Here is a 24,857-nt window from a genome sequence, read left to right as displayed (position 1 = left end):
GTATGCTCCGGAGCCGCCGGTGCCGGGCCTTCTAAGACAGGCGGCACTCGCTCGGGGGCCACCTTCGCCCTTGGCTCGATGCTCATCTGAGGCCACCTCCTGACCCGAGGGCCATATTCGATCTCTGTAAATTCACACTTAATGTTGCCGCTCTGATCGTGAGCAGCGGGCGGTTTTCTGTCAACTGGCACTTAACAGATACGGTATGGATCCCTCGCCGCGAGGCCAGGTGGCGGCGTGAACGGGTGACTTCCCGCAGGTGAATCCGGCGTTACGGGCCGTGGCCGATCCAGAGTCCGGACGGTTCCGGCACGCGTGAGGGACCGGCCGGGAGCGGTCCGCGCCGGTGCCTGGAACAGTGGTCGCGACCAGGTCGCCGGCCTTCGTACGGGCCCCTCGGCGACCGGCGAGGCGCTGGCAGGAGGCGGCTACCGCCCGCTACCGCGGCACTCCCCCAAGTCCGGGCTCTTACCTGATCGATAGTGATTCGTCACTAGACCGGATTCGTTGCAATCGATCGCCCGGCGCGGACCGGGCTACACGCTCAAGTGCCCGTCGACATCGATGTGCGGCGCCGCGTGAACCGCTTCCCGGTCGAAGGGAATCTGGATCTCGTGGCCCGCGCGGTGACTGCCGGCCAGCGGCACGAAGGTCTGCCTCCTCCCGAGGAACCCCGTGCGCACGGTCACCCACTCGGGCTCGCCGGTGCGCTCGTTGAGGTAGACCTGGCCGACATTTTTGCACACTCACTCGCCATGGGCGCCGCGCAGCGCGGACAGGTGCCGCTCGAGCGTCGGGGCCGCCTCCTTGGCCAGGGCGACGACCGCCGGGGACGATCCGCGGGAGATCTCCATCTTGGTGGCCGCGATCGCGGCCATGTGCTCGTTGGTCATGGTCGCGAGGAACTCCTGGTCGAAGTCCTTACCGACGGCGGCCCGCAACTGGAGGATCTCCTCCCGCTGAGGGGCGGAGATCGACTTGGGCAGCTGGACGCCCAGCCGCGTGGCGAGCTGGGCGACCTTGATGTCGAAGGCGGTGTGGTCCTGGACGAGCGTTTTGCCGATCGCCTTGATCCGCTTCGTGGAGCCCTTGCCCTGCGCCAGCCGCCCCGTCTGGATCTCTGCGACATTGCCCTGGTGGATGGTCCGCATCCAGGCCCTGTCCTGTTCGGACGGCGGCGTGTCGGTCTTCGGCGCCAGGGCCGCGGTGTTGGTCGGCGCCTCGGCGCATCCGGCCAACGCGGCGGCGGCCAGCAACAGGGTCAGGCGTGTACGCATGGGCGGTCCTATGACATGGCGACACTTTTCCACTACGCACAGTAACCGCAACTCGTGGACGACCCCGGCATTCCTGTGGCCCGGGCGTGCCCTGCGCCCGGCCGGCCGCTTCCCCGCCGCCAGGGATCGCCCGATGAGGGAGGCGATCTCGTCGAACGGCACCGTGACCATGTCGTGTGGCCGCCTGGGTGGCCATGGGCCGGGTTCACGGGAGAGCGTGCAGGCGTGGCGGGAGGCCGACGGCACGGGGCAGGACGGTCAGCGGAAGCTCAGCTCCAGGGTGGTGTGCTGCTTGCGGATGACGATCCCCTCGGCGGCCGCCTGCCCCGGGTAGGCCGTCACCCGCAGGTCTCCCGCCTGCGGGCGGCCCGCCTCGTCCCAGGCCGCGACGTGCGCGGCCAGCTCGGCCGCCAGCCTGGCGCCGGCGCCGCCGTGGCCGCGGGCGACCAGGAACCCCTCGGCCGCCAGCACGGCGATGCTGTCACCCTCCACGATGCCCGCGCTGAACGTCGGCCCCGTGGCCGTCTGACCGCTGAGCGCGCACCAGCGCGGCTCGTGCAGGGCCAGCCACAACGACATGCCCATGCCGATCACGGGCATGGGTGCGGGCTCCTCGACCTTGGTGGTGATCTCGGTGGGCACCGCGTCGAGCGCGGCGGCCACGTCACCGAGCTTGCGCGGCCCGGGGAGCGCCATGATCAGCTCGGGATCCCGCCGCAACACGATGATCACCTCGGGACCGGCGAACGGCCCCCGCATCCGCATGAACCCGCACGGCGCCACCGACCGGCTCACCCAGTGCCCATTCTCGCGCTCCATGGCCACGGACACCTGCACGCCGCGCAGGTCCAGCGGCACCACCAGCCGCCCGTCCGGGCGCAGTTGCGCCAGCCAGGCGGGCGCCAGGTCCCACACGCCGACGGTGGCGATCAGGCGGTCGTACGGGGCCAGCTCGGGGTGGCCCGCGGCGCCGTCCCCGTGCACCACCTCCACCCGGGACTCCCCCGCGGCCGCCAGGTGCTCCCTGGCCCCGGCGACCACGTCCTCGTCGAGGTCGAGGCTCACGACACGCCCCTCGGGACCGACGAGGCGGGCGAGCAACGCCGCGTTGTAGCCGGTGCCCGCGCCGATCTCCAGCACCCGGTGCCCGAGGGCCACGGCAAGCTGGTCGAGCATGGTGGCCATGATGGCCGGCTGCGACGAGGAGCTGATCGGCCGGCCCTCGTCGTCGCGTTTGGTCACGATGGGCTCGTCGCGGTAGGCGTCCTCGGGGGCGACGCCGGGCACGAAGAGATGGCGCGGCACGGCCCGCATGGCCGCGGCCACGGGCTCGCTGACGTCCTGGCGCTCCCGCAGCAGCGCCACCATGGCTTCCCTCTGCGTCGCGACGTCCATGCCCCCATTGTCGCGCCTGCAGCACAGAGAATTGTTGGTAAAGAACGAGTCAGGAAGGGTTGGGAGCCGATTGAGGGGGAAGGGCAGCCAACTCCTGACCGTCGACCGTGAGGAGGAGCCGTAGTGCTCACCCTGACAGCCAACGCAGCCCAGGCGATTCGCGATTTGACCGCGTCCGCGCCCGAAACGGCCCAGAGCGGGATCCGCATCTCGTCTCAGGGTGAGGGCGCGAGCTCGCTCACCCTTTCGCTGGCCACCGCACCGGAGCCGGCCGATGCGATCGTGGAAGCCGAGGGGGCGCGCGTCTACCTGGATCCCGTCGCCGCCACCGTACTGGAGGACAAGTCTCTCGACGCCGGAGCCGATGACCAGGGAAGCGTGTCGTTCCTGGTCACCGATCAGACGGCCTGACTCCACCCGGGCGCGCCCCCGCCGCGGCCTGCCAGGTCGCGGCGGGGGCGGTCGCTCAGCCGCCGGACAGCAGCTTGTGCAGGTAACGCAGTTGCTCCTCGGACTGGAAGCCGCCGCCGCCCTCGTGGTTGTTCCAGGGCCAGACGGTGATCTCCTTGGGGCCCTGCCAGTGGTTGTATCCGGCGAACACCGTCGACGGTGGGCACACGTCGTCCATCAGCGCGACCGAGTACAGCGCGGGCACCCGGCCGCGGGCGGCGAAATTCAGGCCGTCGAAGTATGACAGCGTGCGGAACACCTGCTCGGCGCTGTCCCTGCGGGTCGCCAGGAACCTGACCAGCTCCTGGTACGGGTCACGCCCGGTGATCTCGACCGCCCTCCGGAAGTGGGTCAGGAACGGCACGTCGATGAGGGCCGCCTTGACCGCCGGGTGCAGCGCGGCCGTGGCCTGGGCGATGCCGCCGCCCTGGCTGCCGCCGGAGACCACGATGCGGCTCGCGTCGACCGCCGGGTGCGCGAGCGCCGCGTCCACGGCCCGGACGGCGTCGGTGAAGACCCGCCGGTAGTAGTAGTCCTCCGGGTCGAGGATGCCGCGGGTCATCATGCCCGGAGCCTGCGGGTTGGCGCTGCCGTGCGGGTCGCCGGTGGTGCCCGGGCTGCCCACGTTGCCGCCGCCGTGGCCGCGGGTCTCCATCACGAACACCGCGTACCCGGCGGCGGGCCAGAACAGGTGGTCCTTGGGGAACCCGCGCCCGCCGCTGTAGCCGATGTAGTGCATCACGCACGGCACCGGACCCTCGGCGCCGCGCGGCAGCAGGAACCAGCCGTTGATCCGGTGCCCGCCCCAGCCGGCGAACGACACCTCGTACACGTCCACGGCGGCGAAGGGCAGGTCGTACGGGACGTACTCGGCGGCCAGGTCGTACTGCCCGGCCTCGGCCAGGGTGCGGGACCAGAAGTCGTCGAAGTCGGCGGGCTCGTCGCGGTCGGGGAGGTAGGCGCGAAGCTCCTCGAGCGGCAAGTCGAACAGTGGCACGGGTTCTCCAATTCCATCGAAGGATGGTGATATTTCATCCCATCATGGCGGAAAGCGCTATCCCACCCTTCCAGCTCCCGCGGCTGCCGGTGAAAGCGACGCTCCCGGGTAGAGGCGATCACGTGAGCAGACACGTCGTCCAGATCCCCTACTCCCACCTCCATCCCGGCCTGATCCTGGACGCTCCCGCGGGCGCCCACGACTTCCTGGTGCACTTCGGCGACGACTCCGAGTCGCGGGCGCAGTTGCTGAGGGACGACACGGGGCGGCCTGTGCTCAGGATGGGCGGCTATATGACGGCCCAGGGCACGGTCGTCGACGAACGCGTGTGGACCGTACGCGAGGCCGCCCGCCACGGCGACCACATCCGGCTCCGCCTGGGCCGCTCCCTCGCCTAGGCCTGGCCACGCCGGGCCGTGTGAGCGACCGGGCCGGTGAGGCGGTCCTGCGCGGGGCGCGGCCCCGGACGGGGCGCGTGCCGGTTCAGGATTGGGCCTGCGGGTGGGGGGACGGACGGGCCGTGCAGGAGCCGGCCTTGGTGGAGGCGACCTTCCACTCCGCCCCCGGGAACGGGCTCATGAAGTGCGTCAGCAGGTCCACCGCGTAGTCCGGCGCCTGACCCCCGGGATCGAGCAGGGACACCATCTGGGGCCCGTCGGCGCCGCGCAACGTGATCGAGTTGCCGGTGCCCCCGGCCGCGAAGCCCGGCTTGGCGTCGACGGTCACGCAGGCCAGGCTGATCCCGGCCGCCTCGATCTCCTGCTTGGCCCCGATCCGCCGCATCCGCTGGTCGTAGCGGCGCAGCGCGAGCGACGTCGTAGGCCCGAGCCGCATGGAGTCGCGGAAGACGTCGTTGCCGAGCTCCCTGCTCAGCTTGACCTCCATGGCGACGTCGGGCCGCAGGTCCACGCCCTTGGCGGAGATGTCGAGCCGCTCGTAGTTCCCCTCGAAGCCGGGAGCGAGGTACCCGAGCGCCGGTGGCGCCTTCAGCCCGAAGGGGATCTTCCCTGGCCGGACGCGCAGCCACGACACCCGCCGGGCCGACAGCCTCAGGTCCTCGACCGAGCTGGCCCCCAGCCCGAAGCTCCCGCCGAGGTGGTACGTCAGGAACCCGGTCGTGTACGGGATCTCCTGGCTCATCGTGATGCTCTGCCGGGCGACGGGGTCCAGCTTGAGCCCGCCGCGCACCGCGATGCGGCCCGTGGGCACCGGCCTGGAGACGAGGTCGAGGGTCTGGTCGGGATTGAGCCTGATCGTGGTGTCGGCGGCCAGATCCTGCACGGAGAGCGACACGTCCCCGTACCGCCCTGAGGGATCGACGAGGCCGCCCTCCACGCCGAGGTACCCGTCAAGGGTGCTGACGCCGCCCTCCGCCTTGTACGTGACGGCCGGCACGCCGAGCGCGGCCGCCGAGGCGTCGGCGTCCACTCCGAACGTGCCGGGCACGTCACCGAGCCGCAGCTCGCCGGTGCCCTTGCCGGCCAGCGTCACCTTGGCGACGAGGCGCTTGACGGCGGCGGAGTTGCGTACGCGGATGCGGGTCTGCGCGCCGTACGTGCCCTGGACGGACACGGCGGCGGGCACCGGGTCGATGGCCACGTGGCCGCGCAGGTCCCCGGCCTCGGCCGTCACGGCGAGCGCGCCGAGCGTGGCGGCGGGCTCGATGCGGTACGAGGCCTGGACCGTGTTGCCCTGCCCGACGCCGAACGGCCCCAGCGACATGCTGGTGATCTTGGAAGGCAGACCGGTCAGCGTGGCCTTGGCCTTGATCGGCACGGGCGTCAGGACGCTGCTGGCCAGATACACCCCCAGGCTCCGGCGACGGGGGCTGAAGCCCGAGAACGCGAACGTCTTGTTCGCCAGGTCCACCGACACCTGATCGGGCAGCCCGGTGACGTCCAGGTAGCCCTGCAGCCCGAAGCAGCCGCGGTCGGGCGTGCAGAAGGGCCCTGGGGCACAGCCGGACGAGCCGGGCGCGCAGCCGCCGTCCACCAGCGACACCCCGCCCGGCAGGGCCGGTGCGGCGCGCATCTTCTGCAGCGCCCCCGTCTTCCCGAGCCAGGCCCGGGCGCGCACGTCGAGGCGGGAGCCGGAGTACGTGAGCTTGCCGTCGGCGACCGAGACCGCCAGGCGGCCGGGCACGGGCCCGAGACTGCCGGCCAGGCCGAAACGCACGTCGCCCTGCGTGACGTCGGCGTCCACGGCGAGGGTCTGCCTGGCCGAGCGGAAGTCGGCGGTGAACCCCTGCGCGGCCGGGCTGAACTCCACCTGCGACAGCCCCTTGACCAGCACGCTGGCGTCCAGGTCTCCGGACGCCTGGTCGTAGTGCGCCGCCAGGTGAGGTCCCGTGGGCGACGTGGCGTCGTCGTGGTTGGTGAAGGCCAGCGCCGCCGAGCCGACCGGGCCCGACAGGCCGCGGAAGCGGTACGACGCGGCGTTCCACGAGGCGTCGAAGCGGGCGGGCACGCCGGTCACCTCGGCGGCGGCCCTGGCGTAGCGGTCGCCGAGCTTGGCTCTGGCAAGGGCCGACACCTTGGCGACCGGCGTGTCCGCGTTCCAGGTGAGCGTCTGCGCCTTGGTGTCGGCGACCAGCTCGACGTGCTTGCGCACGCCTTCGACGGTGGTCCGCAGGTCGTCGCCGGTGCCACCGGTGGAGGTCACGTGCGCTTTATTGGCATAAATCTGGATTTGGCGGATCTTCGAGGACGCGTCGATCTTGACCGTCGTGCGTTCACCCAGCTGCCACGACGCCTTCACGTCGTCGCGCACGCCGAGCACGGTGCCGTCGATCGTGGGTCCCGACTTGACGTTCGCGTACGCGGCCCGCAGGCTGTCGATCAGACCGCTGGCCTGGTATTCGGCTTTCCTGCCCGCCGGGTCGAGCGTGACATCCACGGTGGCGGGCGTGTTGGAGATCTCCAGCCGGGCCAGATGGGCGCCGTCGATGCTGGCCGCGCCCACGAACGACCGGCCGCTGGAGTCCACCTCCAGGTGGACGTGCGGCGCGGCCCCGTACGTGACCTCGAATCCGGACAGCCCCGTCAGCAGCCCCGACACCCCGACCGCGGCACCGTTCTTGATCATGGTGACATGGCCGCCACGCGGGCTGGAGATCGCGCCCTCGTTACGCTGCAGCACCACCGCGAACCTGCCGATGGGCGAGCTGGTCGAGTGCGTGACGCGATGCTCGGCCAGGTTGTTGACCAGGCGCACCTTGGCGGGCAGGTCGCTCAGCTCGGCGCGCAGGACGGTCTTGTCGGCGTTCCTGTCGAAGAAGAGCAACTCCGCGGCGCCGGCGCGAGGGCGGCCCGAGTCGACCGACAGGGTCTGACGGCCGTTCCCGGCGGCGTACTTGGCGGTGAGGGTGGGCGGGACCTTCCGGAGCTCGGCGCTCACCGCCCTGGCCAGCCGTCCGTCGCGGTAGGTGTAGTGGTGCACCCGGGCGCGGGCGACGGGCGACGGGCCGGCGAAGCGGATCTCGCCGCCCGCCAGCCGCACTTCGGCACGGGTGGGCATCCGGTCGAGCACGGCCTGGGTGAACTGGCGTCCGGTCACGGCCAGCGCCTCCAGCTTGGCGGGCGCGGAGGCGGTGACGTCGAGTGTGGGCGGGTCGAGCGCGGCGCTCACGGTGAGCTTGTCGGTGGCCGGCGTTTGACGCAGGCTCACCGCGCTGCGGCCGGTCAGCCCCGCGATCACGGCCGCGGACGCGCCCGGATCCTTACGCCGGACCGAGGCCTTGACCCGCTTACCCGCCAGGTCCACGGTGAACGTGCCCCAGTCGTAGTCCGACAGCGACGAGCCGCGCCGCAGCCCGTCGAACCCGACCGAAACCTTGCCGTCGTACTCCGCCCAGACCTGCGCCTTGAGGTTCTCCCGCGTCAGCCGCTTGACCGCGAAGCCCAGCCCGACCGCGCCCTCTGCGGGCATGGCCGCCGGGACCAGGTCGGCGGCCAGGTCGGGCAGGCCGTCGCCGGTGACGTCGGCGGCCGCGGGCACGCCGACGGGCTGCTGGATCGAGCAGGACACCGGCACCTCGGCGCTCTGGACGCAGAGCCGGTACGTCAGCCCCGGCACGGCCTTGCCGAGCCCGTCGAACACCTTGACCACCGCGGCCAGCGGCTTGATCAGCGACAGCGTCTCGGCCTGCGCGGTGTCCGGAAGGATCTTCCGCACGTCCGGCACCTGCCCGCCCACGCCCTCCTCCTCCAGGACGGCGGCGGCGGCGGCGGTGACCTGGTTGATCAGCCCGGGTCCCGCGGCCGTGGTCACCTCGGGTTCGGCGGGGCCCACCTGCGCGTTCACCGCCGGCCGGACCGCGAGCGACGGCCGCGTGGGAACGGTCACCGTGGCGGCCGGCGGCTCCTCGACGGCGGGCACCGGCCGGACCGTGACGGCCGTCCCCGCTGATGTGCGCACCTCGGCCTGGGCGGCGGGCGGCACGGCCACCAGGACGGCGGCGGCGATGGACGTCGAAGCGAGCACGCGCAGAAGGGCGTGCGGCATGAAGCTTTCTCCCCCGGACCGGTCTAATTCATCCCATCAGAAACAATGGTCACGAGACGACCATATTTCCTCACCGGTAGTCAAACCGTCACGGAAATGGAACTCCAACCTCCGGGAGAACCGCAGGCCCCTCAGGAGTGGTACGGACGCAGCCGCGGCCATCACCCAGGCACGTGAGCGCCGAGCGGGAGCGGCTTGCCGCGGCGTCAGGACGCGTCGCCTGGCGGCATCACCACCGCGTCCGGGCCCGGAAAGACGAGCTGCTCGTGCCCGTCGTCGTAGCGGACGACGAAAGGCGGCGAGCCGCCGGCGCCGCGGACCTCGATGATCTGGCCCTTCCTGTCTTTCTGACCGACGACGTGGCCGTGCACGAGCAGAATGTCACCGACGTTCGCCTGCATGATGGCTCCTCTCAGCTGGACAAGGACAACTTTGAGGTTCCTCCCCACCTTGCATCAGCCGTAGCACCGAGGGAAGGCCGGCATCCGGGGCCTCGGCATCTTCTCCGGCGTGGCCTAAGGTTGACGTATGAAGGCTTCTTCAAATAACCAGGTGTCAGATCTTGAGAGCTGCAGCACCCGGGTGGTGGACGCCGAGCGGGTCGCGGTGGTGCGCTCGCGCATGCCCGGGGACGGTGATCTGGCGGACACCGCGGATGTGTTCGGCCTGCTGTCCGATCCCGGCCGGTTGCGGCTCTTGCTGGCGCTGCTGGAGGGCGAGCTGTGCGTCTGCGATCTCGCCGTGGTGAGCGGGCTGAGCGAATCGGCCACCTCACACGCGCTGCGACTGCTTCGGGCACATCGCGTGGTGTCGGTGCGGAGGGCCGGCCGGATGGCCTACTACCGGCTCGACGACGCGCATGTCCGGATGCTGCTGGATCTGGCGGTGGCGCACACCGAGCACACGCAGGCCATCCATCCTGAACGCGACGGGCGCAAGCAGGGCTGAGCTCGCATGCGGCTCGGCGGCGGCCGACAGCCCGTCGTGTTGACAGGCCCGTGACAGATGTCGCTATCGTTCATATGTGAACAGCCATTCAGGAGTTGAGAGCGCAGGCCGGCCCGCCCGCCACCGGCCCGACGACGTGCGGCTCGACCTGTCCGGCAGCGTTCGCATGCATCCAGGCTCTCGAGACGGCGAGGTCACCGGATGAGCGCCGGGCACGGACACGGACATGGACATGGCCACGCCGGCGGCCGCCACCGCTGGCGGCTCGCCGTCTCCTTCGTGCTCATCGGCCTGTTCTTCATCGTCGAGCTCGCCTTCGGGCTGCTGTCGGGATCGCTGTCCCTGCTGTCGGACGCCGGGCACATGGCGGCCGACGTGGTCACCCTCGGCGCCGCGTTGGTCGCCACCCGCATCGCCACCCGGCCCGACACCACCGGCCGGCGCAGCTACGGCTCCTACCGGGCGGAGGTGTTCGCCTCGTTGCTGGCCGTGGCCATGATGCTCGGCGTCGCCGTCTACGTCGTCATCGAGGCCATCAGCCGCATCGGCCGCACGGCCGAGGTGTCCTCCGGGCCGATGCTCGTCGTCGGCGCGATCGGCCTGATCGTCAACGTCGTGGCCCTGCTCCTCCTGCGGTCGGGCGCCGCCGAGAGCCTCAACGTGAAGGGCGCCTACCTGGAGGTCGTGGCCGACACCGCCGGCTCGGTCGGCGTCATCGTCGCCGGCTGGCTCGTCGCCACCACCGGCCAGCCTGTCTGGGACACCCTCGTCGCCCTGGCCATCGGCGCGTTCGTCGCCGTCCGCGCCGTCTCCCTCGGCCGCCAGGTCTTCGCCGTGCTGGGTCAGCACGTGCCGGAGGGCGTCGACGCCACCGCGGTCGCGACCGACCTGTCCGCCATCGACGGCGTATGCGACGTCCACGACCTCCACCTGTGGACGCTCACCTCCGGCATGAACGTCGCCACCGCCCACCTGGTCACCAGCGACCCGAACGACAACCATGCCGTCCTGGACCGGGCCCGCGACGTGCTGCTGCGCCGCCATCACATCGCCCACGCCACCCTGCAGGTCGAGCCGACCGATCATCAAGGATGCGACGAACTGGGCTGGTGAGTGGTTAAGGGCGCAAAAAACGGGTGGTGCAGGAGTCTTTCCTGCACCACCCGTTACTTTCTGGCGACCTGCCTTGGGGTCAGGCCTTGTACTCGGGGTAGCCGTAGCCCACGACGTGGGCCTTGGGCCGGATGCGCTGCTCGACCTTGCCGTTGCCGGTGTTGCCCTCGATCGCGGTGATCGTGCCGTCGCCGTTGTCCTTCTTCACCATGCCGACGTGGTCGATGCCGTCGGTGCCCTGGCCGTTCCAGTCGTAGAAGACCACGGCGCCGGGCTTGGCCTCGGTGCCCCAGTGCTTGTTGGCCTGGAACCACTTGGCGTAGCTGACGGTGTAGGCGTCCCAGCCCATCGTGGGGCGGGCGCCGGCCTGCTCGCCGACCCAGGAGATGAACATGGCGCACCAGGGGGCGTTGGCGTAGGCCTGCAGGCTGCCGCCGTCGCGGGCGACGGTCTCGGCTGCCCGCGGGGAGGACATGTACCAGCTGTGGAACGGGGTGCCGCCGCCGGCGGCGTTCTCCGTCACGCCGATCTGCGACTCGGCGATCTTCAGTACGGTGTCCGCGCTCACCTGGCCGGCACCCTTCTGCGGGATGGCCTGGGAGGCGGGAAGGTTGGACCGCGCGGGTTGCGTGGACTGCTGGTCGGCGGCGAAGGCCGGGGATCCGGCGACGACCGTCGCGGTCATCCCGGCGGCGACCAGGGAGAGGCTTGCGGACGTCAGGGCACGAGCGAAGACGTTCTTGGCCATGGGTGAAAAATGCTCCTAGCTTCCATGCCGCCTACCGGGTTAGCTGACGGGTTCGGGCGTGGAAGTGCCCTACGGGGCGCTCGTGTCGAGCGCGCCGATTCACCCCAGACAAAGTGGGTCCCCGGTTCCGCAGATCGCGAATTCGGCGGCCGCGTCATGGTCACGGACTCGAATGCCCATGCCGATGAGACGCGGTCTCGGCAATACGGAGGACGTTACGCGGCACTGCCAGGCGTACGCCCTGATTCCTAAAGGTAAGCGAACGGCATAGAGAGATGCAAACCAGGATAGGGAGCAGGCAACAGAATGCCCTACGAGATAGGCGATCGGGGCGAAATTCTTTACCTACTCCGGGCCGTTGACGGGGTTTGCCGAAGGCGCCCGGCAACGGCGACCTCTGCCCGGCCATGAACCGTCATAGCGAGCGCTTCGTGCCTGGTCATGGCCTCACGGGAATGCGTTGGGCCCCGCTTGCGCTATCTGTGGATAGATATATACCTTTTGCGTAATCGCGGTATACGTTGTGGCGAGCTGTCGTCACCGTCGTTGCCGTTTTGTTGACCGGACCGCGCGTCCCGAGGGGATCCCTGGGATGGCGTTCGGCCGCCGAATCCGCGCCTCGCGGAGCCGGGGATCCCTATCTTTCTGCGCGCGTAGGGCACTTCCACGCCCGAACCCGTCAGCTAGCCCGGTAGGCGGTATGGAAGCAAGGAGTCAATACCCCATGCCCAAGCCCCGGCTTGCCGCAGTCGTCCATTCCCTCAAGTCCCTCAAGAACCGTCTCGACCTTCCCACCAAGACGCTCAGCCTCGCCGTCGGTGGCGCGATCCTGGCCGCAACCGCCGCCCTCACCGGTGTGGTCGGCACAGCCATCGCCTCATCCCCTGAGCACAGTCCGGTGCACGAGGCTCAGCCCGCGTCCCGATCCCTGGCCTTCGGCCTGGACATCTCCAACCACGAGCCGCTGTACGACTGGAGCGCGAGCTCGGCCCAGTTCGGCATCATCAAGGCCACCGAGGGCACGAGCTTCCGTGACGCCTCGTTCGCCAGGCACTGGCGCGAGCTCGACAAGAAGCAGATCGTGCGCGGGGCCTACCACTACGGCCACCCCGGCAACGACCCCATCGCCGAGGCGGAGCACTTCCTGTCCGTGGTGAACTCTCAGCCCGCCAAGCAGGGCGACCTGCTGGTCCTGGACCTGGAGACCACCGACGGCGAGTCCGCCGGCGAGGTCAACGCCTGGGCGAAGGCGTGGTTGTCGCACGTCAAGGCCAAGACCGGGGTCACCCCGATGTTCTACAGCGGCTGGAACTTCGCCGACACCTACGGCAAGGGCCTGGCCGAGTATCCGCTGTGGGTCGCCCACTACAGCAAGCCCAAGGGCGCGCTCACCCCGCCCGCCGACTGGAAGTCGTGGACCATCCACCAGTACACCGACGTCCCGGTCGACGAGAACGTCTCCGCGCTGACCCCCGAGGAGCTGCGTGACCTGGGCCGCCCCGCCGTCTGACACCCTCCCCTCGGCCCCTGGTCGAGGACGCCGGGGGTGGCGTCTCACCGTTCGCCACCCCCAAGGTCCTCAGGGACGGATGAGGACCTTCAGCGCCTCGCGGGCGGCCATCGCCCGATAACCGTCCGGCACGTCCTCCAGGCCGACCGTGCGGTCGAAGACACGGCCGGGCTCGATCGTCCCGTCGAGCACCTCGGGAAGCAACTCCTCGATGTACGCGCGAGCCGGCGCCACCCCGCCGGTCAGGGTGAGGTTGCGCAGGAACTCGGCAAATCCCATCGGCACCTGCTCATACTGCGGCACACCGACCCGGCTCACCGCTCCGCCGTCGCGGGCCACGGCGAAAGCCGTCACGATCGCCTCTTTGGTGCCGACACACTCCAGCACCGCGTGGGTGCCGTCGCCTCCGGTCAGCTCACGTACCCGGTCGACGCCCTCCTCGCCCCGCTCGGCGACGACGTCGGTGGCGCCGAACTCTCGCCCCAGAGCGGTGCGGCCCTTGTGCCGGCCCATGAGCATGATGCGCTCGGCGCCGAGCCGCTTGGCCGCGAGCACCGCGCACAGCCCGACCGCGCCGTCGCCGATCACCGTCACCGAGGTGTGCGGCCCGACGCCGGCCGTCACCGCGCAGTGGTGGCCGGTGGGGAGCACGTCCGACAGGGCGAGCAGGGACGGCAGCAGCGGGGAATCCTCGCCGACGGGCAGCTTGACCAGGGTGCCTTCGGCCTGCGGCACGCGTACCGCCTCACCCTGGCCGCCGTCCACGCCGTCCGCCGCCCAGAAGCCGCCGTGCCGGCATGACGTCTGCAGACCCTCGCGGCAGAAGTCGCAGGTGTTGTCCGACCACACGAACGGCGCCACCACCACGTCGCCGGTCTTCAGCCGGGACACCTCCGCGCCGACGTCCTCCACCACGCCGAGGAACTCGTGGCCGATGCGTTCGCCCAGCTCGGTGGCGGGCCTCGCCCCGTACGGCCACAGGTCGCTGCCGCAGATGCATGAGCGCAGCACGCGCACCACGGCGTCCGTGGGGTGCTGGATCTCCGGGTCGGGGACGTCCTCCACGCGCACGTCACGGGCACCATAGATCAAGGTTGCTCGCATGTGGGCCTCCCCCGTCGTGATTCTCCCGTCGTCACAGGTACCCGGGGTCGGCCGAGATCGCGTGATCGGCGCGTCTGCTCCAGGTCCGTTGTCGTTAAAGACGCCCGCATTGACATGCAAGTCGCTACTTGCCTATCGTGGGGTCCGTGGGCGACGTGTTCAAGGCCTTGGTCGACTCCACCCGGCGCAAGATCCTCGACGAGCTGACCGAGAAGGACGGGCAGACCTTGTTCGAAATCTGTACGCGCCTGGCGATGAAATATCAGCTCGGCTCCTCGCGGCAGGCGATCTCCCAGCACCTGGACGTTTTGGAAGCCGCCGGCCTGGTGGAGACGCGCCGCGAAGGCCGCTACAAATTCCACTTCATCAATACGGCGCCGCTCGAGCCCATTGTCGACCGGTGGCTCAGGCGCGCCCCGAAGGAGTCACCATGAAGATCCACCTGTCCAGTGTGTTCGTGGACGATCAAGAACAGGCCATGCGCTTCTACACCGACGTGCTGGGCTTCACGGTCAAGCACGACGTCCCGCTGGGTGAGGACCGCTGGCTGACCGTCGTGTCACCGGACGACGTGGACGGCACCGAACTCGTCCTCGAGCCCTCCAGCCACCCCGCCGTGCCGCCCTTCAAGGAGGCACTGGTGGCGGACGGCATCCCGATGACCTCGTTCGCGGTGTCGGACGTGCATAAGGAGTACGAGCGTCTAAAGGGCCTCGGCGTGCGCTTCACGCAGGAGCCGACGGTCATGGGACCGGTCACCACGGCCGTCTTCGACGACACCTGCGGCAACCTCATCCAGATCGCCGCCCAGGGTTGAGCGGAAGAATGCGTCCTATGTCTCAGGCGACCCTGCGAACCGACCGCATCACGCTTGTTCCGCTGTCCGACGAGCACCTTGAGCACGAGATCGAACTCGACGCCGACCCCGAGGTCATGCGTTACCTCGGCAATGGCCGTGCCCGTAGCCGTGAGGAGGTTGAGGTGCTCCATCGCGGGCGGCTCGCGGTCGCGGGCCGCGTGGCGGGGCTCGGCTTCTGGGCCGGTTTCGTCGACGGGCAGTTCGTCGGCTGGTGGATCCTGGAGCCGCCCACGCGCATCAACCAGGGCCCGGTCGAAGGACAGGCCGAACTCGGGTATCGGCTCCTGCGTCGCCACTGGCGCCAGGGACTGGCCAGCGAGGGAGCTCGCGAGCTGATGCGCCATGGGTTCGAAGACCTTCGGCTCACCCGTGTCTTCGCCGAAACCATGGCGGTCAACACCGCCTCCCGCGCGACGATGTCGGCCATCGGCATGCGGCACACCCGTACCTTCCACATGGACTGGGAAGATCCGCTCCCGGGCAGCCATCTTGGCGAAGTCGAGTATGCGATCAGCCGGGAGCAATGGCTCGCCTACAAGGCGGCCGACGAGGCATGCCTCCGCCCGGCGGACTCAGCGGCACGTCAGGTTGACGGCTAGGGCGGCCACCGCCAGGGAGAAGTAGAGGGTCCACGGAGCGAAGTGGTGGTCGCCGGCCCGTAGGTGCACGGTGAACGCGCCGAGGAAATACAGGACGAGGCCGCTGGCGGCAAGCGTGCCCAGGACCGGTACGGCGATCCCGGCCAGCAGCCCCAGCGCCCCGGTGCCCAGCAGCATCCCCAAGGGCCGCATCCAGGACCGGGGCACGCCCAACTTGTCCGCCTGGCTCTTGGGGTAGTCGTGGCCGATCACGTTGGCGATGGCTGCCATGCCGTTGAGGGTCGCGGCGAGGAGCGTGATCGTGAGATAGACGGCGAACATCGAGGTTCCCTTTCCGTGAGAACGATCGGCTGGTCGATCACCTCACGGACGGTGCGGCTACCCACGGAGTGACAGGTCTTCCCTGTGATCTGTGTTACAACGCGACGCCGGTCAGCTTCTCCGGGTCATCGAGGACGGGCGCCGTCACCGCGACCACCGCGTAACGTTCGTCGCCGATCTCCTTGCCCCACAACGCCGGGTCGGCGAGCACATCGATGCGCACGTCCGCGAGGTCCGCGACGGTCAGGCGCACCGCCGTCACCAGATCGCCCGCACGCACCCCGCCGTCCCACGGCATGCCCGCCTCTGATCCCGCGTCCCGCCGCGAGCCCTCGCTATTCTCGCCGGGCGTGCTCCAGCGTCCCTCCACGAGGACCAGCCGTCCGCCGGGCCGCAGCAGCGCCGCCCAGCGGGTCAGCGCGGCCTCCGGATCGGGGATGGTCCACAGCAGGTGCCGGGCCAGCACCACGTCGAAGCGCCGCTCCCCCACGGGTGGCCGGGCGGCATCCCCGACCAGCACGATCGCGTCCGTGCCCGCCAGCTTCGCCCGCGCCCGGGCCACCATCCGGGGCGCCAGGTCCACGCCCACGACCCGATGCCCGCGCTCGGCCAGCAGCAACGACAGCGACCCGGTGCCGCACCCTAGGTCCACGACATCGAGCCGGCCCTCGGGCAACCAGGCGGCAAGCCGATCGGCCCAGGCGGCTCTGACTCTGGGGTCGCGCAACCCGTGGTCCGCCTCCTCGTCGAAGGAGTCGGCGGCGGCGTCCCAGTGTGCGGCGATGTCATGCATGGCGCCCATCGTGGCACCCACCACCGACATTTCGCGGAGGCCTAGACCTGGTGCACTGGTCAGACCAGTCGCTAGGGTGCCTGTCATGGGATATGACGCGCTGTTCCGCCTGGACGGGCGGCGAGCCGTGGTGATCGGGGCAGGGAGCGGGATCGGCAGGGAGGCGGCCCAAGCCATGGCCGCCCACGGGGCGTCCGTGGTGTGTGCCGACCGGGACCTGGCCGCGGCGGAGGAGACCGCCGCCGCGTGCGGGGGATCCGCACGGCTGCTCGACGTGCTCGACACCGGGGCCGTTGGCCGGGCCGCCGCCGACCATCCGGCCGACGTGCTGGTCTTCACCGCCGCCACGAACGTCCGCAAGCGGCTGCTCGACTACACCGGCGAGGAGTTCGACCGGGTGGTGGGGCTGAACCTGCGGGCCTCGTTCGACGTGGTGCGGGCGTTCGGCGCGGGCATGGTGGAACGGGGACGCGGATCGATCATCGGCTTCGCGTCGATCCGGGCAAGCGTCACCGAGCCGGGGCAGAGCGTCTACTCGGCCACGAAGGCCGGCCTCGTGCAGTTGCTGCGCACGGCCGCCGCCGAGTTCGGCCCGCACGGGGTGCGGGTGAACGCCATCGCGCCCGGCGTGGTCGAGACGCCGCTGACCCGCCAGATCAAGGACCATCCCGACTGGTACGCCGCGTACGCCGCCAAGAGCGCGCTCGGCCGCTGGGCGTCCGCGGAGGAGATGGCAGGAGCGGTCGTCTACCTGGCGAGCGACGCCGCGAGCTTCGTCACAGGATCGGTGTTGTACGTGGACGGCGGCTGGACCGCCGTGGACGGCCGTTTCGACCCGCCGAACTGAGATGAATATCCCCGCCGCACCAGGGCAGCGGGCACGGTTCCGTCCCAACAAAGAAGGAGGGACCTGACCGATGAGTACAGCACGGAAATTAGCACCCGCGACCCTCGCGGCCGTGCTGGCGTTGACCATCGCCCCAGCGGCGCAGGCCCAGACGGCCGCCGCCCCCATGACCGCCTCCATCGCGGAGTCCGGCACGGCTCTGCACCTGTCCAGGCAGGACAAGTCGTACCTGCGGCAGGCGCATCGCGGACACCTCGCCGAGATCGCGGCCGGCAGGGCCGCGCTACGCGAGTCTCGCGACCGGGGCGTGCGCGAGATCGCCTGGCGGCTGATCCGCGATCATCGCAGGCTGGACGCCCGGCTGCGCGACGTCGCAGACCGGTTCGATGTCCGGCTGCCGGACGCGCCGAGCGCCGAGCAACAGGCCGCCCTGCGTGACGTGGTCGCGAGGTCCGGTCAGCGCTTCGACCGGGCATGGCTGCGGCTGCAGGCCGACGCCCACTACCGCTCGCTCCGGCTGGTCCAGGTGGAGCTGCGCCTGGGTCATTCGAACTGGACGAAGGATCTGGCGCGTGACAGCGCGCCGGTGATCCGGCACCACCTGCGGATGATCCGCGCGGAACAGTAACCGGCACATCCCCGGCGGCCACGGCCTAACGGGTCGCGGCCGCCGCCTCCCAGCGGCGTGGCGCGTGCTCCCGCCGCGGCGGCGAGCCACTGCCGAGAGGTGTGTATTCGCCGGCCACTCGGGCAGTGGGATCACACTTTTGATGCCTACCGGGGGAGGGCGATATGGCCCGCAAGGAGAAGGCCAAGGGCAAGATCGAGGAGACGAAAGGCATGGCCAAGGAGCGCACCGGCGACATCACCGGCAGCGCGTCCCTGCAGGCCAGGGGGAAAGCGGAGAAGACCAAGGGCAATGTGCGGCAGGCGAAGGAAAAGGCGAAAGACGCCTTCAAGAAGTAGCGGTTCCGCACCATCGTGACGACAGCGGCGGGAGCCTCCGGGGAGGGGCTCCCGCCGGTGTCGCCCATGCTTCCTGGTTTTAGGGCCGGATGATCGCCATCCTGGTGACGGTGAGCTCCTCGATGGCGAAGCGCGGTCCTTCGCGGCCGGTGCCCGAGTCCTTGACGCCGCCGTACGGCATGTTGTCCGCCCGGAAGCCGGGCACCTCGTTGACCACCACTCCCCCGGCCTCGATGCGCTCGATCGCGGCGAACGCCGTGGCCAGCGACCGGGTGAAGACCGCCGCGTGCAGGCCGTACCGCGACGCGTTGACCGCCGTGAAGGCAGCCTCCAGGTCGGGCACCGCGCGCACGCACACCACGGGGCCGAAGATCTCCTCGTCCCAGGCGGCGGCCCCGTCGGGGACGCCGGCGAGCACGGTCGGCGCGATGGCCCGGCCGTCGCGGAGCCCGCCCGTGATCGGCTCGGCCCCGGAGGCGGCGATCCACTCCAGCACCCGGTCCGTCGCGGCCTCGTCGATGAGCGGGGCTACCCGGGTCTCGGGCAGGCGCGGGTCGCCGACCGCGACGGTCTTGACGCGGTCGGCCAGCAGGGACAGGAACGCCTCGCGTACCGGCTCCTCGACCAGGACCCGCTGGACCGAGATGCACGCCTGGCCGGAGGCGTAGTAGCCGCCGCGCACGACCGCGTCGGCGGCGGCTTCCAGGTCGGCGTCGGCGGCCACGATGAGCGCGGCGTTCGAGCCGAGCTCCAGCAGGACCTTCGTGGGGGCGGCGCCGCGGGCGATGGCGTGGCCGGCGGCGGCCGAGCCGGTGAACGAGACCGCGCCGATCCGCCGGTCCTCGACGAGCGTGCGGCCGACCTCGACGTCGCCGGTGACGAGTTGAACGGCCGCGGCGGGCAGGGCGCCGGTGGAGCGGAGGAGGTGGACCAGCCAGAGCGTGGCCAGCGGGGTGGCCGGGGCGGGCTTGACGATCACGGGGCAGCCGGCCGCCACGGCGGGCGCGATCTTGTGGGCGGCGAGGAGCAGCGGATAGTTGAAGCCGGTGATGCCGACGACGACGCCGATGGGGCGGCGCGTCCAGAAGCCGATCAGGCCCTCTCCGGACGGCAGGAGGTCGAGCGGCACGGTCTCACCATGCAGCCTGGCCACCTCCTCGGCGGCGGTGGCGAGCGTGACGAGCGTCCTGGCCACCTCGACCTTGCAGTCCACGAGCGGTTTGCCGGTCTCCATGACGAGCAGGCGCTCGAACGCGTCGCGGTCGGCTTCGAGGGCGTCGTGGGCCTTCATGAGGGCGGCGCGGCGGGCGTGCGAGGGCAGCGCGGCCATGGCGGAGGCGACGGCCAGGGCCTCGTCGACGGCTCGGGCGGCGTGGGCCGGGGCGCCCAGGGGGGCCGCGGCCACGACGGAGCCGTCGTAGGGGAAGATCACGTCCGAGGTTCGGCCGGTTTGCACCCACCCGTCGCCGATGGGCAGGCCGTCCGGCCAGGTGGTGTCGATGGTCATGAGATTCCCCCTGTGGTGGCTGCGGCGCTCGGGAACACGTCGAGGTACGCGGGCGCGCCCTCGCGGCCGGTCGCGGCGAGGACGGCGTGGGCGACGGCGCGGCTGAAGACGTCCGCCGCGGCCGCCAGGATGTCCTGGAACTCGTCCTGGGCGGGGGCGGGGGCGGAGCACGTGGACAGGCCGAAGATCGTGTCGCCGTCGGTCATGGTGTGGGCCGGTCGGATCGCCCTGGCCAGGCCGTCGTGGGCCACCGCCGCCAGTTTGCCGCACTGGGCCTTGGTGAGGGTGCGGTCGGTGGCGACCACGCCGATGGTGGTGTTGAAGGACGGCGCCTTCTCGGGTTTCCAGGCGTGGACTTCGTGCGGGGTCGGGGGGTGGAGGTAGTCGAACTCGCCTGGGAGGCCGTAACGGGCGCCGGCCAGGGTGCCGTCGGCGGGGTCCAGGACGGAACCGACAGGGTTGGCGACGGCCAGGGCGGCGACGGTGGTGCCGTCGGGGAGGACGGCGCTGGCCGTGCCGATCCCTCCCGCCAGGCCGCCCGCCATCGCCCCGGTCCCGGCCCCGATCGACCCGCTCGCCGTCGGGGGTGCCGTCCCAAGGACGGGTACGGCTCCGGGGTGCGTCGCGACGATCCCGCCGACCGGGGTTGCGGCCCCCTCGGAGGGAGAGGCGTGAGTGGGGGCGCCCGACGCGCTCCCAACGCCGTGCGCGCCGCTCGACGCGCCGGACGCCGCGTTGGGCACCGCATTGGGCACCGCGTTGGGCGTCGTGGCGAGTGGCGCGCCGAGCTCCACGCCTGGGGTCGGGGCAGGCACCGCGGCGGGCGTTGTGGCGGCGTCGTAGGCGGCGGTGCCGAGCGAGGCGTCGGGGACGGCGCGGAAGGCGCCGCCGCGGCCCAGGTCGAAGATGACGGCCGCCGGGACGATCGGCACCACGCCGCCGCTCACCGGGTAGCCGATGCCCGCGTCCGCCAGCCGGTCCACCACCCCGCACGCCGCCGCCAGCCCGTACGCGCTCCCGCCCGTCAGCACCACGGCGTGCACGCGTTCGACCAGGTTGCGCGGGTCGAGCAGCTCCGTCTCCCGCGTCCCCGGCGCGGCCCCGCGCACGTCCACCCCCGCGACAGCGCCCCCGGCGGGGGCCAGGATGACGGTGGTGCCGGTGCGGTGGCCAGCACCCACCCGGTGGGCGTGGCCGACCCGCAGCCCCGCCACGTCCACCAGCGAGTTCGTCGGACCGGGACGCATCAGAAGTCGCCGTTCAGGAACCGCCGCGCCGCCTCGGCGAACACCCGGGTGCACCGGACGATCTCCTCGACCTCCACGTATTCGTCCGCCTGGTGCGCGATCCACTTCCCGCCGGGCCCGTACACGACGGACGGGATCCCGCCCCAGTGCGTCAGCACGGTCCCGTCGGTCGACCCGGGCACCCCGCCGTACACCGGCTCCTCCCCCGTGACCGCGCGATGGGCGGCGGCCAGCGCGGCCACCACGGGGTCGGACACGGGCACGTCCACCGGCGGCCGGTCCACCAGCACCGACACCTCCGCCCCGATCCCGTCGCAGGAGGCCAGCGCGGCCACCCGGTCGGCGATGTCCTTGTGCTCGACGCCCGGGATGGTCCGCACGTCCACGAACACCGAAGCGCCGGCGGGGATGACGTTGACCTGCTCCTCGGAGCCGGCCTGGAGCACGGTCGGCGTCACGTAGACCTCGCCGAGGTGCTCGTGCGCCGGATGCCGGCCCTGCAGCTCCTCCTGTAGTGCCCGCAGGCCGACCAGCAGCGGGCCGATGGCCTGGATGGGGTTGCGGCCGTGCTGCGGCATGGCGCCGTGCGCCATCTTGCCCGCGAGGTCCACGCGCAGCCGCAGCGCACCCTTGGCGACCGCGCAGATCTCGCCCGCCTCGGGTTCGGCCACGATCGCGCCGTCCACGCCGGCCGCGAGCCCTTCGGAGACGAAGTGGTGGGCGCCGATCATGAGGCCTTCCTCGTCGGCCAGCGCGCACACCTTGATCCGCCCGGGGAACGGCCCGGCGAGCTGCAGGGCGCGGGTGGCGTACAGGGTGGCGGCCAGGCCGGATTTCATGTCGGCGCTGCCGCGCCCCCACAGCCTGCCGTCGCGGATCTCCCCGCCGAAGGGGTCCACGGTCCACTCCGACAGGTCGCCTTCGGTGACGACGTCCGTGTGGCCCTCGAACATCAGCGTCGGCCCGTCACCGTCACCGCCGCCGCCCTCGACCACGGCCACCACGTTGGGCCGGCCGGGCGCGGCTTCGTACACGGTGGGCTCCCAGCCCCAGTCCCGCATGCGGGCGGCCACGAGCTCGGCGGCCGGCTGCTCACGCCGTCCGGGGTCGTTGGTGCTGGGGATGCGCACCAGCGCCTGCGTGAACGCCACCACTCCATCGGCATCGACGTCGATCACAACAATCCCTCCAGAGTCGGTACGGCCTGCAGCAACGTTTGGGTGTAGGGGTGGGCGGGCGCGGCCCACACCTCGTCCACGGGCCCGGTCTCGACGATCTCGCCCTGGCTCATGACCGCGACCGTCTCGCACACGTGCCGCACCACGGACAGGTCGTGCGAGACGAACACGAGCGTGAGCCCGAGCTCGTCGACGAGGTCGGCCAGCAGGTTGAGTATCTGCCCACGGACGGAGACGTCCAGAGCGCTGACGGGTTCGTCGGCGACGAGCACCTTCGGTCGGGGCGCGAGCGCGCGGGCGATGGCGATGCGCTGCCGCTGCCCGCCGGAGAACTGGTGCGGGTAGCGGTCGGCGGCGGCCCCGGGCAGGCCGACCTCGTCGAGCAGTTCGGCGACCCGGTTGCCGACGGGCAGGCCGAGGGCGACGAGCGGCTCGGCGACGAGGTCGCGCACCCGCATGCGGGGGTCGAGCGAGCTCATCGGGTCCTGGAAGACGATCTGGAGGTTCTCGCGCAGGAAACGCAGGCTCCGCTCGGGGCGGCCGGTGATCTGCCGGCCGTCGAACGTGATGGTGCCGCTCGTGGGCTGGTCGAGCGCGCAGAGCAGGCGCAGGAGGGTGGACTTGCCGGAGCCGGACTCGCCGACGATGCCGTACCGCTCGCCCTTGCCGATGGTCAGCGACACGTCGTTCAGCGCGTGGACGGCGGCGCCCGGCTGGGTGAGCGAGGTGCGGGGGCGGCGGTAGACGCGGGTCAGGTTGCGGGCGTCAATCAGCGGGGTGCCAGCATGCGTGGGCATGGCCGTCTCCTGTCAGCGCCGGTGCCGTCTCACAGTCGGGGGCGGCGTGCGCGCAGCGGTTGCTGAACACGCAGCCACCGGGGAAGTGCCCGGCCGCCGGGACGTTGCCCTGGATGGTGGGCAGGCGGGTGCCGCGCGGGGTGAGCTTCGAGGCGGCCAGCAAGCCCTCGGTGTAGCGGTGGCGGGGCCGGGTGAAGACCTCGCGGATGGGGCCGCTCTCGACGACGCGGCCGCCGTACATGACCAGGACCCGCTCGCAGACGGAGGCGACGACGGCGAGGTCGTGGGTGATGAACAGCAGCGCGGGCGCCACATCGGCGATCAGGTCGAGCATCTGCTTCTGCACGGTGACGTCGAGCGCGGTGGTGGGCTCGTCGCAGATGAGCAGCTGGGGCTCGTTGGCCAGGGCGATGGCGAGCATGACGCGCTGGCGCTGCCCGCCGGACAGCTGGTGCGGGTACGCGCGGGCGATCTGCCGGGGGTCGGGCAGGCGGACCCGTTCGAGGAGGTCGTACGCGCGGGTGTGGGCCTGCGGGCGGGGGACGCCGTGCAGGGTCATGACCTCGGCGACCTGGGCGCCGATTCGCATGAGCGGGTTGAGCGCGGTCATCGGCTCCTGGAAGACCATGGACAGGTCACGGCCGCGCAGCCGCTTCAGCCGCTTCTCCGGCACGCCGACGAGGTCGCGGCCGTCCAGCGCGGCCCGTCCCGAGGCGGTGACGCCTTCGGGGAGCAGGCCCATGAGCGACAGCGCGGTCAGCGACTTGCCGGACCCGGACTCACCGATGAGCCCGAGCCGCTCGCCGGGCCCGATCGCGAACGACACGTCGCACACGAGCTCGACCGCGTCCGCCCGCACGGAGAGTCCCTCAACCTTCAGCACGGATCCTCCTGAGCTTGGGGTCGAGGTAGTCGCGCAGCCCGTCGCCGAGGAGGTTGAAGCCGAGCACCGCCAGGGCGATCGCGATTCCGGGCCAGAGCGCCAGGCGCGGGGTTGAGAACAGCAGCTCCTGCGACTCCTGCAGCATGCGGCCCCAGGACGGGGTGGGCGGGCGGGTGCCGAAGCCGAGGAACGACAGGGCCGCCTCGGCCAGGATCGCGATCGCGAACGACACCGACGCCTGCACGATCAGCACGGATCCGATGTTCGGCAGCACGTGCCGCACGGCGATCGCGGTGCGGCGGCGCCCTGCGGCCCGGGCGGCGAGGATGTAGTCGGTGACCATGACCTGGAGTGTGGCGGCGCGGGCCACGCGGGCGAAGGCGGGCACGGTGGCCACCCCGATCGCGATCATCGCGGTGAGCGTGCCGGCTCCGTAGACCGCGCCGAGCATGACGGCCAGCAGCAACGCGGGGAAGGCGAACACGAGGTCGTTGACCCGCATGATCAGCTCCGACAGCCAGCCCCACGGCGACATCCCGGCGATCATTCCCAGGGGGACGCCGAGTACGGCGGCGATGCCGACGGCCACGATGCCGACGTAGAGGGTGGTGCGGGCCCCGACCATGAGCTGGCTGAAGGTGTCGCGGCCGAACTTGTCGGCGCCGAGGAGGTTGCCGTCGCCGGGCGCGCGGAGCTTGCGTGCGGCGTCGACGAGCGTCGGATCGTGCGGAGTCCAGAAGAACGACAGCAGCGCGGCCAGCACCACCAGTGCCACGAGCGTGCCGCCGACCAGCAGGGCGGCGTTCATGCGGCCT

General features: G+C 71.1%; 27 protein-coding genes and 2 riboswitches. Of the genes, 11 read left to right on the top strand and 16 right to left on the bottom strand.

Translation table 11 applies throughout. From position 1 onward, the window contains the following. Positions 1-536 precede the first annotated feature (536 nt). From ACTWQA_RS39635 to fxlM, 3 genes are all read right to left on the bottom strand, one after another. Positions 537-746 carry a hypothetical protein gene (locus tag ACTWQA_RS39635; protein WP_443164068.1) on the bottom strand — a complete coding sequence of 70 codons (210 nt, stop codon included), beginning with the start codon at positions 744-746 and terminating at the stop codon, positions 537-539. Beyond that, positions 747-1,277: a DUF4142 domain-containing protein gene (locus tag ACTWQA_RS39630; RefSeq protein ID WP_443164067.1), complete on the bottom strand. Its 531-nt coding sequence runs from the start codon at positions 1,275-1,277 to the stop codon at positions 747-749. A 258-nt stretch (positions 1,278-1,535) separates the two neighbouring features. Continuing rightward, positions 1,536-2,672, bottom strand: coding sequence for a methyltransferase, FxLD system (fxlM, locus tag ACTWQA_RS39625; RefSeq protein WP_443164066.1), 1,137 nt, complete (start codon positions 2,670-2,672; stop codon positions 1,536-1,538). Between the two features lie 123 nt (positions 2,673-2,795). Here fxlM and ACTWQA_RS39620 point away from each other — a divergent pair, with 123 nt between their 5' ends. Beyond that, entirely contained in the window at positions 2,796-3,083 is a 288-nt protein-coding gene (locus tag ACTWQA_RS39620; protein WP_305920507.1) for a Fe-S cluster assembly protein HesB, read from the top strand. 55 nt (positions 3,084-3,138) lie between these two features. Here ACTWQA_RS39620 and ACTWQA_RS39615 read toward each other — a convergent pair whose 3' ends face one another. After that, the gene (locus tag ACTWQA_RS39615; RefSeq protein ID WP_443164065.1) at positions 3,139-4,119 is read right to left on the bottom strand and encodes an acetylxylan esterase; all 981 of its coding nucleotides are present in this window, start codon (positions 4,117-4,119) and stop codon (positions 3,139-3,141) included. 122 nt (positions 4,120-4,241) lie between these two features. Here ACTWQA_RS39615 and ACTWQA_RS39610 point away from each other — a divergent pair, with 122 nt between their 5' ends. Continuing rightward, a complete protein-coding gene (locus ACTWQA_RS39610; RefSeq protein WP_327582415.1) occupies positions 4,242-4,517 on the top strand; it encodes a hypothetical protein in 276 nt (91 codons plus the stop codon). An 85-nt stretch (positions 4,518-4,602) separates the two neighbouring features. On the opposite strand, the gene ACTWQA_RS39605 is transcribed toward ACTWQA_RS39610, so the two are convergent. Continuing rightward, a complete protein-coding gene (locus ACTWQA_RS39605; protein ID WP_443164064.1) occupies positions 4,603-8,622 on the bottom strand; it encodes a hypothetical protein in 4,020 nt (1,339 codons plus the stop codon). A gap of 206 nt (positions 8,623-8,828) precedes the next feature. Further along, the gene (locus tag ACTWQA_RS39600; protein ID WP_305920503.1) at positions 8,829-9,023 is read right to left on the bottom strand and encodes a DUF1918 domain-containing protein; all 195 of its coding nucleotides are present in this window, start codon (positions 9,021-9,023) and stop codon (positions 8,829-8,831) included. Positions 9,024-9,174: 151 nt separating this feature from the next. Here ACTWQA_RS39600 and ACTWQA_RS39595 point away from each other — a divergent pair, with 151 nt between their 5' ends. Together ACTWQA_RS39595 and ACTWQA_RS39590 are read left to right on the top strand one after the other, a co-directional pair. After that, positions 9,175-9,570 (top strand): ArsR/SmtB family transcription factor, encoded by a 396-nt coding sequence (locus ACTWQA_RS39595; protein ID WP_327582418.1) that lies wholly within the window; start codon positions 9,175-9,177, stop codon positions 9,568-9,570. A 201-nt stretch (positions 9,571-9,771) separates the two neighbouring features. Further along, positions 9,772-10,683 carry a cation diffusion facilitator family transporter gene (locus tag ACTWQA_RS39590; protein WP_443164063.1) on the top strand — a complete coding sequence of 304 codons (912 nt, stop codon included), beginning with the start codon at positions 9,772-9,774 and terminating at the stop codon, positions 10,681-10,683. Positions 10,684-10,762: 79 nt separating this feature from the next. Here ACTWQA_RS39590 and ACTWQA_RS39585 read toward each other — a convergent pair whose 3' ends face one another. Beyond that, complete coding sequence (locus ACTWQA_RS39585) at positions 10,763-11,431, bottom strand: CHAP domain-containing protein (RefSeq protein ID WP_443164062.1); 669 nt, start codon at positions 11,429-11,431, stop codon at positions 10,763-10,765. A 13-nt stretch (positions 11,432-11,444) separates the two neighbouring features. After that, positions 11,445-11,589, bottom strand: a riboswitch (cyclic di-AMP (ydaO/yuaA leader). 436 nt (positions 11,590-12,025) lie between these two features. After that, positions 12,026-12,144, top strand: a riboswitch (cyclic di-AMP (ydaO/yuaA leader). Between the two features lie 11 nt (positions 12,145-12,155). Between ACTWQA_RS39585 and ACTWQA_RS39580 the strand changes: the two genes are divergently transcribed. After that, on the top strand, positions 12,156-12,941 hold the full coding sequence (locus ACTWQA_RS39580) for a glycoside hydrolase family 25 protein (protein ID WP_443164061.1): 786 nt from the start codon (positions 12,156-12,158) through the stop codon (positions 12,939-12,941). Positions 12,942-13,010: 69 nt separating this feature from the next. Here the strand turns inward: ACTWQA_RS39580 and ACTWQA_RS39575 are convergent, their stop codons facing one another. After that, the gene (locus ACTWQA_RS39575; protein ID WP_443164060.1) at positions 13,011-14,045 is read right to left on the bottom strand and encodes a zinc-binding dehydrogenase; all 1,035 of its coding nucleotides are present in this window, start codon (positions 14,043-14,045) and stop codon (positions 13,011-13,013) included. A gap of 146 nt (positions 14,046-14,191) precedes the next feature. Here ACTWQA_RS39575 and ACTWQA_RS39570 point away from each other — a divergent pair, with 146 nt between their 5' ends. The 3 genes from ACTWQA_RS39570 to ACTWQA_RS39560 are packed head-to-tail and all read left to right on the top strand — an operon-like array spanning position 14,192 to position 15,503. Continuing rightward, positions 14,192-14,479, top strand: coding sequence for an ArsR/SmtB family transcription factor (locus ACTWQA_RS39570; protein ID WP_305920497.1), 288 nt, complete (start codon positions 14,192-14,194; stop codon positions 14,477-14,479). Then, on the top strand, positions 14,476-14,862 hold the full coding sequence (locus ACTWQA_RS39565; RefSeq protein ID WP_443164059.1) for a VOC family protein: 387 nt from the start codon (positions 14,476-14,478) through the stop codon (positions 14,860-14,862). The genes ACTWQA_RS39570 and ACTWQA_RS39565 overlap by 4 nt, the downstream gene beginning before the upstream one ends. 17 nt (positions 14,863-14,879) lie before the next feature. Next, positions 14,880-15,503: a GNAT family N-acetyltransferase gene (locus tag ACTWQA_RS39560; RefSeq protein WP_443164058.1), complete on the top strand. Its 624-nt coding sequence runs from the start codon at positions 14,880-14,882 to the stop codon at positions 15,501-15,503. Here ACTWQA_RS39560 and ACTWQA_RS39555 read toward each other — a convergent pair. After that, the gene (locus tag ACTWQA_RS39555; protein ID WP_443164057.1) at positions 15,477-15,824 is read right to left on the bottom strand and encodes a DoxX family protein; all 348 of its coding nucleotides are present in this window, start codon (positions 15,822-15,824) and stop codon (positions 15,477-15,479) included. The two genes, ACTWQA_RS39560 and ACTWQA_RS39555, sit on opposite strands and share 27 nt — an antisense overlap. A gap of 94 nt (positions 15,825-15,918) precedes the next feature. Beyond that, a complete protein-coding gene (locus ACTWQA_RS39550) occupies positions 15,919-16,617 on the bottom strand; it encodes a class I SAM-dependent methyltransferase (protein WP_443164056.1) in 699 nt (232 codons plus the stop codon). 85 nt (positions 16,618-16,702) lie between these two features. On the opposite strand from ACTWQA_RS39550, the gene ACTWQA_RS39545 reads away from it, so the two are divergent. The 3 genes from ACTWQA_RS39545 (at position 16,703) to ACTWQA_RS39535 (ending at position 18,430) form a co-directional block, all read left to right on the top strand. After that, positions 16,703-17,464 carry an SDR family NAD(P)-dependent oxidoreductase gene (locus ACTWQA_RS39545; protein WP_443164055.1) on the top strand — a complete coding sequence of 254 codons (762 nt, stop codon included), beginning with the start codon at positions 16,703-16,705 and terminating at the stop codon, positions 17,462-17,464. 70 nt (positions 17,465-17,534) lie between these two features. Beyond that, a complete protein-coding gene (locus tag ACTWQA_RS39540; protein ID WP_443164054.1) occupies positions 17,535-18,092 on the top strand; it encodes a DUF4142 domain-containing protein in 558 nt (185 codons plus the stop codon). Positions 18,093-18,256: 164 nt separating this feature from the next. Next, positions 18,257-18,430: a CsbD family protein gene (locus ACTWQA_RS39535; RefSeq protein WP_443164053.1), complete on the top strand. Its 174-nt coding sequence runs from the start codon at positions 18,257-18,259 to the stop codon at positions 18,428-18,430. Between the two features lie 79 nt (positions 18,431-18,509). Here ACTWQA_RS39535 and ACTWQA_RS39530 read toward each other — a convergent pair whose 3' ends face one another. The 6 genes from ACTWQA_RS39530 to ACTWQA_RS39505 are packed head-to-tail and all read right to left on the bottom strand — an operon-like array spanning position 18,510 to position 24,850. Next, positions 18,510-19,937 carry an aldehyde dehydrogenase family protein gene (locus ACTWQA_RS39530; protein WP_443164052.1) on the bottom strand — a complete coding sequence of 476 codons (1,428 nt, stop codon included), beginning with the start codon at positions 19,935-19,937 and terminating at the stop codon, positions 18,510-18,512. Next, the gene (locus ACTWQA_RS39525) at positions 19,934-21,184 is read right to left on the bottom strand and encodes a P1 family peptidase (protein ID WP_443164051.1); all 1,251 of its coding nucleotides are present in this window, start codon (positions 21,182-21,184) and stop codon (positions 19,934-19,936) included. The genes ACTWQA_RS39530 and ACTWQA_RS39525 overlap by 4 nt, the downstream gene beginning before the upstream one ends. Further along, a complete protein-coding gene (locus ACTWQA_RS39520) occupies positions 21,184-22,362 on the bottom strand; it encodes a M20 family metallopeptidase (RefSeq protein WP_443164050.1) in 1,179 nt (392 codons plus the stop codon). The genes ACTWQA_RS39525 and ACTWQA_RS39520 overlap by 1 nt, the downstream gene beginning before the upstream one ends. Further along, positions 22,359-23,159 carry an ATP-binding cassette domain-containing protein gene (locus tag ACTWQA_RS39515; RefSeq protein ID WP_305920485.1) on the bottom strand — a complete coding sequence of 267 codons (801 nt, stop codon included), beginning with the start codon at positions 23,157-23,159 and terminating at the stop codon, positions 22,359-22,361. Before ACTWQA_RS39515 ends, ACTWQA_RS39520 begins: the two co-directional genes overlap by 4 nt. Beyond that, entirely contained in the window at positions 23,128-24,042 is a 915-nt protein-coding gene (locus ACTWQA_RS39510) for an ABC transporter ATP-binding protein (RefSeq protein ID WP_443164049.1), read from the bottom strand. Before ACTWQA_RS39510 ends, ACTWQA_RS39515 begins: the two co-directional genes overlap by 32 nt. Further along, complete coding sequence (locus ACTWQA_RS39505; RefSeq protein ID WP_327582435.1) at positions 24,029-24,850, bottom strand: ABC transporter permease; 822 nt, start codon at positions 24,848-24,850, stop codon at positions 24,029-24,031. Before ACTWQA_RS39505 ends, ACTWQA_RS39510 begins: the two co-directional genes overlap by 14 nt. Positions 24,851-24,857 lie beyond the last annotated feature (7 nt).

The sequence above is a fragment of the Nonomuraea sp. 10N515B genome, from assembly GCF_052245915.1.
Classification (GTDB): Bacteria; Actinomycetota; Actinomycetes; order Streptosporangiales; family Streptosporangiaceae; genus Nonomuraea.
The sequence above is the reverse complement of the archived record's forward strand: the minus strand, read 5'-3'. Positions and strand labels throughout refer to the sequence as shown.

Bases quoted from the DNA above. Each gene is read 5' to 3' on its own strand.
- ACTWQA_RS39630 (WP_443164067.1), bottom strand. From the start codon at position 1,277: ATGCGTACACGCCTGACCCTGTTGCTGGCCGCCGCCGCGTTGGCCGGA.
- fxlM (WP_443164066.1), bottom strand. From the start codon at position 2,672: ATGGACGTCGCGACGCAGAGGGAAGCCATGGTGGCGCTGCTGCGGGAG.
- ACTWQA_RS39605 (WP_443164064.1), bottom strand. From the start codon at position 8,622: ATGCCGCACGCCCTTCTGCGCGTGCTCGCTTCGACGTCCATCGCCGCC.
- ACTWQA_RS39600 (WP_305920503.1), bottom strand. From the start codon at position 9,023: ATGCAGGCGAACGTCGGTGACATTCTGCTCGTGCACGGCCACGTCGTC.
- ACTWQA_RS39590 (WP_443164063.1), top strand. From the start codon at position 9,772: ATGAGCGCCGGGCACGGACACGGACATGGACATGGCCACGCCGGCGGC.
- ACTWQA_RS39585 (WP_443164062.1), bottom strand. From the start codon at position 11,431: ATGGCCAAGAACGTCTTCGCTCGTGCCCTGACGTCCGCAAGCCTCTCC.
- ACTWQA_RS39580 (WP_443164061.1), top strand. From the start codon at position 12,156: ATGCCCAAGCCCCGGCTTGCCGCAGTCGTCCATTCCCTCAAGTCCCTC.
- ACTWQA_RS39575 (WP_443164060.1), bottom strand. From the start codon at position 14,045: ATGCGAGCAACCTTGATCTATGGTGCCCGTGACGTGCGCGTGGAGGAC.
- ACTWQA_RS39565 (WP_443164059.1), top strand. From the start codon at position 14,476: ATGAAGATCCACCTGTCCAGTGTGTTCGTGGACGATCAAGAACAGGCC.
- ACTWQA_RS39560 (WP_443164058.1), top strand. From the start codon at position 14,880: ATGTCTCAGGCGACCCTGCGAACCGACCGCATCACGCTTGTTCCGCTG.
- ACTWQA_RS39555 (WP_443164057.1), bottom strand. From the start codon at position 15,824: ATGTTCGCCGTCTATCTCACGATCACGCTCCTCGCCGCGACCCTCAAC.
- ACTWQA_RS39550 (WP_443164056.1), bottom strand. From the start codon at position 16,617: ATGCATGACATCGCCGCACACTGGGACGCCGCCGCCGACTCCTTCGAC.
- ACTWQA_RS39545 (WP_443164055.1), top strand. From the start codon at position 16,703: ATGGGATATGACGCGCTGTTCCGCCTGGACGGGCGGCGAGCCGTGGTG.
- ACTWQA_RS39540 (WP_443164054.1), top strand. From the start codon at position 17,535: ATGAGTACAGCACGGAAATTAGCACCCGCGACCCTCGCGGCCGTGCTG.
- ACTWQA_RS39535 (WP_443164053.1), top strand. From the start codon at position 18,257: ATGGCCCGCAAGGAGAAGGCCAAGGGCAAGATCGAGGAGACGAAAGGC.
- ACTWQA_RS39530 (WP_443164052.1), bottom strand. From the start codon at position 19,937: ATGACCATCGACACCACCTGGCCGGACGGCCTGCCCATCGGCGACGGG.
- ACTWQA_RS39525 (WP_443164051.1), bottom strand. From the start codon at position 21,184: ATGCGTCCCGGTCCGACGAACTCGCTGGTGGACGTGGCGGGGCTGCGG.
- ACTWQA_RS39515 (WP_305920485.1), bottom strand. From the start codon at position 23,159: ATGCCCACGCATGCTGGCACCCCGCTGATTGACGCCCGCAACCTGACC.
- ACTWQA_RS39505 (WP_327582435.1), bottom strand. From the start codon at position 24,850: ATGAACGCCGCCCTGCTGGTCGGCGGCACGCTCGTGGCACTGGTGGTG.